Annotated in this window: 7 protein-coding genes and 11 tRNA genes; all 18 read right to left on the bottom strand. The window is 50.1% G+C overall.

What is annotated here, in order from left to right; all coding sequences use genetic code 11:
* Positions 1-320 precede the first annotated feature (320 nt).
* Positions 321-1,328: a LacI family DNA-binding transcriptional regulator gene (locus BLS69_RS31655; RefSeq protein ID WP_091039288.1), complete on the bottom strand. Its 1,008-nt coding sequence runs from the start codon at positions 1,326-1,328 to the stop codon at positions 321-323.
* Between the two features lie 122 nt (positions 1,329-1,450).
* Entirely contained in the window at positions 1,451-2,257 is an 807-nt protein-coding gene (gene iolB / locus BLS69_RS31660; RefSeq protein ID WP_074093115.1) for a 5-deoxy-glucuronate isomerase, read from the bottom strand.
* A 111-nt stretch (positions 2,258-2,368) separates the two neighbouring features.
* Positions 2,369-3,421 (bottom strand): inositol 2-dehydrogenase, encoded by a 1,053-nt coding sequence (gene iolG, locus BLS69_RS31665; RefSeq protein ID WP_091039290.1) that lies wholly within the window; start codon positions 3,419-3,421, stop codon positions 2,369-2,371.
* A 69-nt stretch (positions 3,422-3,490) separates the two neighbouring features.
* On the bottom strand, positions 3,491-4,966 hold the full coding sequence (locus BLS69_RS31670) for a CoA-acylating methylmalonate-semialdehyde dehydrogenase (RefSeq protein WP_305367895.1): 1,476 nt from the start codon (positions 4,964-4,966) through the stop codon (positions 3,491-3,493).
* Between the two features lie 99 nt (positions 4,967-5,065).
* Entirely contained in the window at positions 5,066-6,076 is a 1,011-nt protein-coding gene (gene iolC / locus BLS69_RS31675) for a 5-dehydro-2-deoxygluconokinase (protein WP_091039292.1), read from the bottom strand.
* A 198-nt stretch (positions 6,077-6,274) separates the two neighbouring features.
* The gene (iolE, locus tag BLS69_RS31680; protein WP_091039294.1) at positions 6,275-7,177 is read right to left on the bottom strand and encodes a myo-inosose-2 dehydratase; all 903 of its coding nucleotides are present in this window, start codon (positions 7,175-7,177) and stop codon (positions 6,275-6,277) included.
* Positions 7,178-7,230: 53 nt separating this feature from the next.
* A complete protein-coding gene (gene iolD / locus BLS69_RS31685) occupies positions 7,231-9,096 on the bottom strand; it encodes a 3D-(3,5/4)-trihydroxycyclohexane-1,2-dione acylhydrolase (decyclizing) (RefSeq protein WP_091039296.1) in 1,866 nt (621 codons plus the stop codon).
* Positions 9,097-9,488: 392 nt separating this feature from the next.
* A tRNA-Gly gene (locus BLS69_RS31690) sits at positions 9,489-9,559 on the bottom strand.
* 10 nt (positions 9,560-9,569) lie between these two features.
* Positions 9,570-9,643: transfer RNA gene (locus BLS69_RS31695), tRNA-Pro, on the bottom strand.
* Positions 9,644-9,650: 7 nt separating this feature from the next.
* Positions 9,651-9,729 (bottom strand) — tRNA-Leu (locus BLS69_RS31700).
* 17 nt (positions 9,730-9,746) lie between these two features.
* A tRNA-Arg gene (locus tag BLS69_RS31705) sits at positions 9,747-9,823 on the bottom strand.
* A gap of 7 nt (positions 9,824-9,830) precedes the next feature.
* Positions 9,831-9,905, bottom strand: a tRNA-Gly gene (locus BLS69_RS31710).
* 10 nt (positions 9,906-9,915) lie between these two features.
* Positions 9,916-9,996 (bottom strand) — tRNA-Leu (locus BLS69_RS31715).
* 6 nt (positions 9,997-10,002) lie between these two features.
* Positions 10,003-10,078 (bottom strand) — tRNA-Lys (locus BLS69_RS31720).
* A gap of 9 nt (positions 10,079-10,087) precedes the next feature.
* Positions 10,088-10,173 (bottom strand) — tRNA-Tyr (locus BLS69_RS31725).
* Positions 10,174-10,182: 9 nt separating this feature from the next.
* A tRNA-Thr gene (locus tag BLS69_RS31730) sits at positions 10,183-10,258 on the bottom strand.
* 20 nt (positions 10,259-10,278) lie between these two features.
* Positions 10,279-10,354, bottom strand: a tRNA-Phe gene (locus tag BLS69_RS31735).
* A 15-nt stretch (positions 10,355-10,369) separates the two neighbouring features.
* Positions 10,370-10,447: transfer RNA gene (locus BLS69_RS31740), tRNA-Asp, on the bottom strand.
* Positions 10,448-10,458: the final 11 nt, after the last annotated feature.

The raw sequence follows: 10,458 nt of genomic DNA on the forward strand, positions 1-10,458 counted from the left end.
TACCTACACAAAACATATAAATTGTTAATTATTGATACATTCCAGTATAACATCTCACTTCTTCTGTTCCAATGTCATTTCTTATCTCTGGTCCCTCAATTACGATGACGTTTTGGGCTACACTAAAAATGGAAGATTTAAATGAACAAGCCGCGTTCCCCCATAGGGTAAACGCGGCTTGTTTGTTACTTTATTATATTTATTGTTTTATTACCTATTCAGAATGAGGCAAGACGATAACCCTTATCCCTAGCCATGAATATGGCACATGTAGGCTTGGACTCACAACTGGTCAGGTTACATCAGAAACCTAATTGTTTTCAGCCCAATACACGGCCTGCTGATTCTCGGATAACCAGCTCAGGCTTCAGCACAATCTTCTGTGGCTCTTTTTGTTCATCCTTTAACTCTTCAATCAACAGATCTACAGCGCGATGTCCCAGTTCTTCAATTGGCTGGGCAACGGTCGTAAGTGGCGGACTCGTTACCGAAGCCAGAATCGTATTATCAAACCCGATAATCGACACATCCTCTGGCACGCGTAGCCCCAGCTCTTTGGCTGCCTGAAGTGCACCAATGGCCTGAATGTCATTACAGCAGAATAAGCCTGTGGGATGATCGTTCTCACCGAGCAGCAGTAACGCCTCTTTTTTGGCCGAGCTCAGGTCAGCTGCGGATTCTCGGATCTGAGTCGGTTCCAGTGTATGACCTGCCTTAATCAGGGTTTCACGGAATCCGCGTACACGTTCCTGACTGCTGCTGACTTTGGACGGTTCCGACAATACCGCTACACGGGTGTGCCCAAGTTCAAGCAGATGCTCCGCTGCGAGTGCTCCGCCGAGTATGTCGTCAATAGTGACCGTATGTACCGACAGCGATGGCATATGACGAGCAATCAGAGCAACAGGTATCGACTGTTGCAAGAGGGGTGACAAAATTTCGGCATTATCGATCCCGGTTCCGATCATCATGCCATCGACCCTTTTTTGCTGAAGCAGATTTAGATAACGCTCTACCCGCTCGTCCTTATTATCCGTACTGCAGATGACCACGCTGTAACCCAATTGACGACTTCGATCCTCGACCGCTCTCGCCAGTTCTGCGAAATACGGGTTCGAGATGTCCGGTACGAGCAGCCCCAATGTATACGTCTGCTTACCTGTAAGTGCAGCTGCGATCGCGCTGGGTTGATAGTGAAGGCGTTCCATGATCTCCATAATCTCGGCGCGCCGCTTCTCACTGATCTTGCCTTTGCCATTAATGACCTGCGAGACGGTTGCAATGGATACACCCGCCTCGCGTGCTATATCGTATATGGTTGCTTTCATTGTTTTTCCCCATTTGTGCTATATATAATATACATAGATAATTGTTCTCTTCTTCTCATTATGCAGGGGGAAGTCTGCATACGCAACTTGAAGCGAGCAAAATGTGCGTAGCATGAACTGTTTTACTTTTTCATCAACCACTCATGGTCAGGGTCGTTATGGAATTTCCAGGTCCGGGTTGGTCCAGCCATCACGTTCAGATAGTAGACCTCATACCCCGGAGGAGCACCTACCGGATGATATCCGTCCGGAACAAGCACCACTTCTCCGTTCTTCACTGCTAGCGTCTCATCCACAGAGCGATCATCCGTGTATATGCGCTGAATGGCAAACCCCTGCTCAGGCTGCACACGGAAATAATACGTTTCTTCCAGCAAAGATTCGTCAGGGAGTGCGTCCCGATCATGCTTATGTGGCGGGTAACTGGACCAATGCCCATCTGGTGTGAATACCTCAACAACAAGCAAACTGTCTGCTTCCTTCTGTTCCGGCAAAATGTTGTGAATCTGGCGTTCCAGATTGCCATACCCTCTTGCCTCTACCCCTACATCTTCGGGTGCAATGAGACGAGCCGGGTACGTGCCTTTACCGGGTGCAACACATATAGCGATTTCCAGTTCAGTACGTGCTGTGATCTGTACTTGATCGGAAGTTGAGACGTAGACTGAATACGGCGGAATTTTCTCGAAAACACTCATTCTTTTTCCGATATTATCCCATGTGTGCTCCCGGGTACTTACATTGGCGAAACCACTGAGAAGCACCACACAGAGTTCCTGATCACCGCTCTCACGGGTTAGCGTCTCCCCTTCTGCCAACTTCGCTACCTGAAAGCCAACATATTCCCAACCTGCCGACTCCGGTGTTACGTTTATAAGTGTACCGTCTCCCTCCGGGTTGACCACGGGTTTCACAATACGTTCTGACATCTTGTCATCCACTCCTTTCTGTAATCGTCCACAACAACCTGATACTTATAAAAAACAAAAACTTGGACCATTCTTGCGCTCTATTAGAAAAAAGTGACTTTAATCATCCACCTATGGCGTTGCCGTTTGCGATTCCAGGGACACCCCAGGGACTTCACTCAGCTTCACAGGTCTTCCCCGCTCCATGGACATTTTTGCTGCCAGCGCAATTCGTTCTGCCTGTACTGCATCGTGGCCATCTACGATAACTGGTGTATCATGGAGGATTGCATCGATAAAGAGAGCTGTCTCCTGCACATACGCTTCATTGTAGCGTTCCAGGAAAAAGTGTAACGGTTTGTCGCGCATGAGCCCGGCCGCTGTACTGATCTCAGCCGTATTCGGATGATCATTCGCCGCTGCGGCGCTGCCCATTGAGCCAAATACTTCAACACGCTGGTCATACCCGTATACAGCCTGACGGCTGTTATCAATAACCCCAATCGCTCCATTGGCAAAAGTCATCGTTACAATCGCTGTATCCACGTCACCATGTTCCGCAAAAACCGGATTGATCAGCACATTGCCCTGAGCGTACACTTCTTCCACTTCACTCCCGGACAGATAACGGGCCATGTCAAAATCGTGGATCATCATGTCCATGAAGATCCCCCCAGATACCCGGATATACTCCGCAGGCGGTGGACTCGGGTCGCGAGACGTAATTTTGATAATATGCGGATCACCAATCGTACCATCCTGCACATGTGCACGTATCCGTCTGAAGTTGTGATCAAAGCGACGGTTAAATCCAATTTGCAGCTTCACACCAGCCTTCTGAACCGCTGATACAGCTGCTTGGGTCTGTGATAGATCCATGCTAACCGGCTTCTCGCAGAAGATGTGTTTGCCCGCCTGAGCGGCCTGTTCAATCAGCGGCACATGTGTATCAGTTGAAGAACAGATCAGCACCGCGTCTACATTAGGCATCGAGATCAACTCGCTGCTGTCCGTCGTTACAACAGGGATGCCACGACTAGAGGCCCAAGTCTCCAATTCAGGACCTGCAAACAAGTCACTGATTCCCACAATCTCGGCATGCGGGTTGCGCAGGAGATTGTCTGCATGAATTTTACCGATCCGTCCAGCACCGATGATGCCAATTCTCACTTTGTCCTTGCCCATTCCGTTATCCTCCCTATGTGCGTCCATATGGGCTGGGCATTCCCCTTAGCCCGAGTGATGCTCTGGTTGTTACCAACGCGCCGTTACCATCTTTTTGCGAGTGTAGAATTCAACACCATCCGTGCCATTGGCATGCAGATCACCATAGAAGGACTTTTTCCAACCGGAAAACGGGAAAAATGCCATTGGTGCAGGTACGCCCAAGTTAATACCCAACATGCCCGCATCAATCGTCTCCCGGAATTGACGCATACTCGCTCCGCTGCGGGTGAACAGACACGCCCCGTTGGCGAAGTCGGAACGGTTCGCCAGCTCAACGGCTTCCTCCAGCGTAGACACTCTTGCCACCGAGAGTACTGGAGCAAAGATCTCATCCTGCCAGATTTTCATATTGCTATCAACTTGGTCGAATACCGTTGGCCCTACAAAATAACCGGGTTCACCTGTCGCCTGATCCTTACGTCCATCCCGGATCAATGCCGCGCCTTCCTGCTCTCCGGATTCAATGTAACTGAGTGTACGCTCTTTATGTGGTCCACGGATGACAGGACCGAGGAACACGCCCTCATCCATACCGTTACCGATGGTAATGCGGTCTGCTGCTTCCACCAGCTTTTGTACCAGTTCGTCAGCCACATCGCCCACAGCCACAACAACCGAACATGCCATGCAACGTTCCCCTGCTGAGCCAAAGGCTGCACTGGTAATCTCTTTCACGGTTAAATCCAGATCGGCGTCCGGCATAACGATGGAGTGGTTTTTGGCGCCAGCCAGTGCCTGTACCCGTTTGCCATGCTTGGATGCAGTGGTGTAGACGTATTCAGCCACAGGTTGTGATCCGACAAAGGAAATCGCTTGAACATCCTTATGTTCCAGCAACCCGTTCACGACATCATGTGCACCGTGTACGATATTGAGCACGCCATCCGGAAGCCCTGCTTCCTTGAACAGCTCTGCCAGGCGGCCTGCCAGAAGCGGTGTACGCTCGGACGGCTTCAGAACAAACGTGTTACCACACGCAATAGCCAGTGGGAACATCCAGCACGGCACCATCATCGGGAAGTTGAATGGGGTAATCCCCCCAATTACGCCGATTGGGTAGCGGTACATGCCCGACTCCAGTCCTGTCGCGATGTCAGGCAGTTGTTTGCCCATCATCAGGTTCGGGGCACCTGCCGCGAATTCGACGCACTCAATACCACGCAATACCTCGCCGTACGCTTCGGCGTAGCTTTTACCGTTCTCCAGCGTCACCAGGCGAGCGAGCTCTTCCCAATGCTCTACCAACAGCTGCTGGTAGCGGAACAGAATACGTGCACGGCGCGGAACCGGTGTGCTGCTCCAGGATTTGAACGCTTCTCGTGCTGTCTGAACCGCCAGATCCACGTCCACTTGTTCGGACAGTGGCACATGTGCAATAACCTCTTCTGTAGCCGGATTCACAACCGGTTCCGTACGAGTTGACGCTGGGGTTACCCAGGCACCTCCGATCCAGTTTTGTACCATTGTCGCTGTTGCAGACGCTTCAGAAATTCCTTTTCCCATAGCCCTGTCTCCCTTCACTTATGTGTGATCCCGTATGTTCAACTTATATCATTGATGTTGATCTGTATGAGTGTGTTATTCAAAGTATTGCAACTAGCTTCAAGACACGGTGATCTCGCCCCGATTGCAACGTTCAATGTAGTCATTCACCTGTTCCACCGTTGGCATCGCATCCGAACAACTGTGGCTCGAAATGACGATACTTGCTGCGCCACTGCCATACGCCATGCTGCGCTCAATCGTCCAGCCCTGCATCAATCCATACAGGAACCCGGCCGCATAGGAGTCGCCTGCACCAAACGTTTTGACCACTTTTGCCGGATAGCTGTCCGCACGGTGAGAAAGCCCTTCGCGTGTATAAGCAATGGAGCCTTCCTTGCCGTGTTTTATTACAACAATATTCGCTGAGAAATCAAACCATTTCTGTGCAGTTACCTGATCGCTATGATCCGGATTGTGGTCGAATGTCTCCATCATGTCGAACTCTTCACGTGTACCCAGGATGATATCGCATTTCTCGGCTGCGAGGTTATAATAGACCGCTGTCTCTTCGTCCGATGTCCAAGTGTATGGGCGATAGTCCAGATCAAACACAATAACCGTACCATGTTTTTTCGCATACGTTAGTGCCTGTAATACGGCTTCACGGGATGGGCTCTGCGCGAGGGCTGTGCCTGAGATTAGCAGCACTTTGGAGTCAGCAATCAACTGCTCTTGCACCTCTTGCGCCTGTAATAACAGATCAGCTACATTGTCCCGGTACATCAGGATACTGCAATCCGTTGGGCTTTTGATTTCGGTAAAAGCAAGCCCCGTCACCGCTCCGGTGTCATCTGTAACTACATTTGATGTATCGATGCGGTTCTTCTCCAAATAACTCTGGATGAATCTGCCCATCTGGTCATTGGCGATCTTACCGATAAAAGCCGTCTCCATACCCAGTCTGGACATGCCAATCGCAATATTGGCCGGAGAGCCGCCAACATACTTCGTGAACGTCATCGTCTCTTCCATCGGGCGATTAATCTCATTGGCGTTCAAGTCGATGCACAAGCGACCAATCGCGGTGAAATCCTTCTTCCTGGATTCTGGAAAGGATACGTAAGTCATTGCATGTGAGCCCCTTTCTGTGGTGGGATTTTACATGTTGTATATCGATATCTAGACTAGTTATTCATTCCATCGTAAGGACTCGTAAACGTCTAGAGTAGGTCAGTTTTATTTTCCAATCGTAACATTATACTCTTGCTGGCCTTCTTCCTTTTTCACTTCATAGGTGTGCCTCTGACCGCTGCAATGCTGAACGAATCAGCTGTGTTGGTATAACGATTCCATATAGTTCAAAGATCGCTTCGCATACTCATACGGGTTATGAATCGCAGGGTCCTGTTCTCCTTCAAGCATCGCCCAGCCATCGTATCCTCGTGTGATCAGTTCTTGCAGAATTGGTGCAAAATCAATGCATCCATCTCCTGGTACGGTGAACACTCCTCTACGAATACAACCGACAAAATCAGACTGCTCCGCGCGTGCTTCATCCAGCACATACGGGCGAATGTCTTTCAGATGGATATAAGCGATCCGATCATAATGTTTGCGCAGCAGTTCAAGTGGATCGGCTCCGCCATAGTAGGCATGACCTGTGTCATAGAGTAGATACACGAGAGAAGGGTCCGTCAACTCCATCAGTCGATCAATCTCATCCGGTTGCTCTACCACTGTGCCACCATGATGATGGTACGTAAGCTTCAACCCGTGTTCACGTGCAATAGCTCCTGCTTCGTTCAACCCTTCAGCAAAGATATGCCATACAGATTCATTGAGTCTGAGTACTTCTTTTTCATTCGGTGTCCGTCTTGGATCAAAATGAAGTGACCCGCCTACTTCGGCCGTACTGATCACCTTACTGCCCATGGATTGCAAAAATTCCGCATGTCTGCGATAACTGTCCAGCTCTGACTGACGATACGCCGGATCGGAGAAAAGTACTGATTTCCACTGAGAGACCAGCTTGATATTCCTTTTACTCAATTCCTCACGCAATATAGCAGGATCGGTAGGATATTTACGTCCCATCTCTGTACCCGTCAGCCCAAGACGCTGAATGTCATCCAGAATCTGTGCACACGTTGTCGCATCACCATGCTCCTTCACATCTTCACCGACCCAATTGATCGGATGAATCCCAAGCTGGAATGGCAGCTTGCTCATTGCTCCACGTCTCCTTTGTCGTTCAACATTGTGGTTCACTATATTAAATCGGATTAAATAGGTCTTGCTTTAGCACGGTTGGCTTGCATGGTGTGATGGGCATGAACTACCTTTTCCTCGGCAGATACTTCTGGCACACCTACATTCCACCACGACTCGTATCCACCTGCGTTAGTTCCAGGCACGACCGGAATCTCAATCAATGTACTCACCGTTTCATTCTTCGCATCTCGGAGTGCCTGTTCCAGCTGTTCTGCCGTCTCCGCTCTATAAGATTTGGCTCCCATGCTTCGGGCGTGTGCAGCAAAGTCCATTGGCATGTAATCCCCGGTCAGTCGTCCACTCTCAGATTCCCGATAACGGAACTCATTGCCGAACCCGTCACTTCCATGTTCCCGCTGCAAATTATGAATACACTGGAATCCATTGTTGTTGAATAATAGAACGGTCATCTTCTTCTGTTCCTGCAAACTGGTCACAAACTCCGAATGCAGCATCAGATAACTGCCATCCCCCACCATGGCGTACACTTCACGATCCGGCTCAGCAAGTGCTGCTCCGAACGCTCCACTTACCTCGTACCCCATACAGGAGAATCCATACTCCATGTGATACGTCTTTGGTTCAGCCGCACGCCACAGACGATGCAGGTCTCCTGGCAGACTGCCTGCCGCACACACAATAACGGAGGAAGGATCAATCGTCCGATTAACTATGCCGACTGCTGTAGTCTGTGCCAGCCCTGCTTCATGTTGAGCTGCATACAGCCGATCCACTTCTGCATTCCACTCAGCGCGGAGATCAGCGATTTCAGATGCACCATATGCACTGCGGTATTGTCTTTGCTGCAATTCCTTCTGCAAAGCCTGCAATCCTTCGCGAGCATCTGCCAGAATGGCTTCCCCGCCTAACTTGGCGGCATCCATGCCGTTCAGGTTAATGTTGATGAATGAAGCTTCCGGATGTTGAAAAGCAGAGCGGGACGCCGTCGTAAAATCGGAGAAACGAGTACCGACGCCGATCACAACGTCTGCTTCTCTCGCCAGCCTATTGGCTGCCAGAGAGCCGGTAACCCCGATGGCCCCCACATTCAGTGGGTGGTCCCAAGAAACTGCGCTCTTGCCCGCCTGCGTCTCGGCGATCGGAATACCAAATGCCTCGGCGAATTCCACGAGCTGGGCGGATGCCTCAGAGTACAACACACCGCCGCCTGCAACGAGCAGCGGCTTGCTACCACGAGCAATCTGCTCCGTTGCCCGTTCAATGGCTGCCTGTACCGGGGGGCGACGATCCAGATAATGTACTTTGCGGGCAAAGAACGATTCTGGATAATCGTACGCCTCTGCCTGCACATCCTGTGGCAGTGCGAGCGTTACTGCTCCCGTCTCTGCTGGATCGGTTAGCACACGCATAGCCTGTGTAGCAGCAATCATCAGCTGTTCGGGACGAACAATGCGATCCCAGTACTTGCTGACGGCTTTGAATGGATCAGTGGCTGAGATTGTATAATCACTGCTCACTTCCAACTGCTGCAGTACCGGGTCCGGTTCCCGTGTAGCAAAGTTATCTCCAGGAAGCAATAAAACCGGAATCCGGTTCACCGTTGCGGTAGCTGCCGCCGTAATCATATTCAATGCACCCGGACCAATGGATGTTGTACATGCATAAATCTGTCTGCGGTTCTTCTGCTTGGCATAGGCGGCTGCCGTATGCACCATACCTTGTTCGTTCTTCCCTTGCATATACGTCAGGCTTCCCGGACTGCGCTCCAGCGCTTCTCCAATGCCTGTTACATTGCCATGTCCAAAAATACCGATGATTCCCTTCACAAACTTGGTTTCCACCCCGTCAACCGAGATATATTGCTGATCCAGGTATCGAAGCAGTGCCTGGGCCATCGTTAGTCGAATTGTATTCATGAATTGATCGCCTTCCTTTCCTTTACGGGTTAAGCGCTTAATCTACGTTAAGTTTAAGCGCCTTACCCCTAAAGGTTAAGCGCTTAATTGATATGGTATTACAGGTTAATGATTTACGCAAGCTATTTTTGTAAGCGTTTTTATAAAATGTGATGAAGAAGCTTATATCCAGGCCTTATAAGATGCGTTAGACCTGTTTCACTTGAACAGCGTCCACAATTATCAAGGACAAATTTAAAGGTGGGGAAATTTATGCAAACGTGGGATACATTCTGATACATGATAAAGAGCCATATACTCTCTGAGAGCACCACGCACTAAATTGCCAATAAACCTGTGAACGCAAAAAAAGAAAGAGACGGTTAGTACCATCTCTTTCTTTTAAATATTTAAGCGGGTGATGGGAATCGAACCCACGCTATTAGCTTGGAAGGCTAAAGTTCTACCATTGAACTACACCCGCATAACAACAATCGGGATGACACGATTTGAACATGCGACCCCCTGGTCCCAAACCAGGTGCTCTACCAAGCTGAGCTACATCCCGTTATCTATACCGGCGAGAGGACTCGAACCTCCACGGTTTCCCACTCGATTTTGAGTCGAGCGCGTCTGCCATTCCGCCACGCCGGCAAAATATGAAGTTATAATGGCGCGCCCTGAGAGATTCGAACTCCCGGCCTTTTGATTCGTAGTCAAACGCTCTATCCAGCTGAGCTAAGGGCGCAAAATATTGGAGCGGAAGACGGGAATCGAACCCGCGACCCTCGCCTTGGCAAGGCGATGCTCTACCGCTGAGCCACTTCCGCAAATAAGGGATGCGCGTGGAGGGACTTGAACCCCCACGTCAAAGACGCTAGATCCTAAGTCTAGTGCGTCTGCCAATTCCGCCACACGCGCATATAATGGTGAGTCATGAAGGGCTCGAACCTTCGACACCCTGATTAAAAGTCAGGTGCTCTACCAACTGAGCTAATGACTCATAGAAAACTGGTGGAGGATGATGGATTCGAACCACCGAACCCGTACGGGAGCAGATTTACAGTCTGATGCGTTTGGCCACTTCGCTAATCCTCCAGGATTACATGGTGCCGGCGAGAGGACTTGAACCCCCAACCTACTGATTACAAGTCAGTTGCTCTACCAGTTGAGCTACACCGGCGTATTACATGGTTTTATAAATGGTGGCTCGGGACGGAATCGAACCGCCGACACGAGGATTTTCAGTCCTCTGCTCTACCGACTGAGCTACCGAGCCTTACTAGAATAAAAATGGCGGAACCGACGGGATTCGAACCCGCGATCTCCTGCGTGACAGGCAGGCATGTTAGGCCAACTACACCACGGTTCCAGATCACTTTC

The organism is Paenibacillus sp. CF095 (genome assembly GCF_900101225.1).
GTDB lineage: Bacteria > Bacillota > Bacilli > Paenibacillales > Paenibacillaceae > Paenibacillus.

Bases quoted from the DNA above. Each gene is read 5' to 3' on its own strand.
- BLS69_RS31655 (WP_091039288.1), bottom strand. From the start codon at position 1,328: ATGAAAGCAACCATATACGATATAGCACGCGAGGCGGGTGTATCCATT.
- iolB (WP_074093115.1), bottom strand. From the start codon at position 2,257: ATGTCAGAACGTATTGTGAAACCCGTGGTCAACCCGGAGGGAGACGGT.
- iolG (WP_091039290.1), bottom strand. From the start codon at position 3,421: ATGGGCAAGGACAAAGTGAGAATTGGCATCATCGGTGCTGGACGGATC.
- BLS69_RS31670 (WP_305367895.1), bottom strand. From the start codon at position 4,966: ATGGGAAAAGGAATTTCTGAAGCGTCTGCAACAGCGACAATGGTACAA.
- iolC (WP_091039292.1), bottom strand. From the start codon at position 6,076: ATGACTTACGTATCCTTTCCAGAATCCAGGAAGAAGGATTTCACCGCG.
- iolE (WP_091039294.1), bottom strand. From the start codon at position 7,177: ATGAGCAAGCTGCCATTCCAGCTTGGGATTCATCCGATCAATTGGGTC.
- iolD (WP_091039296.1), bottom strand. From the start codon at position 9,096: ATGAATACAATTCGACTAACGATGGCCCAGGCACTGCTTCGATACCTG.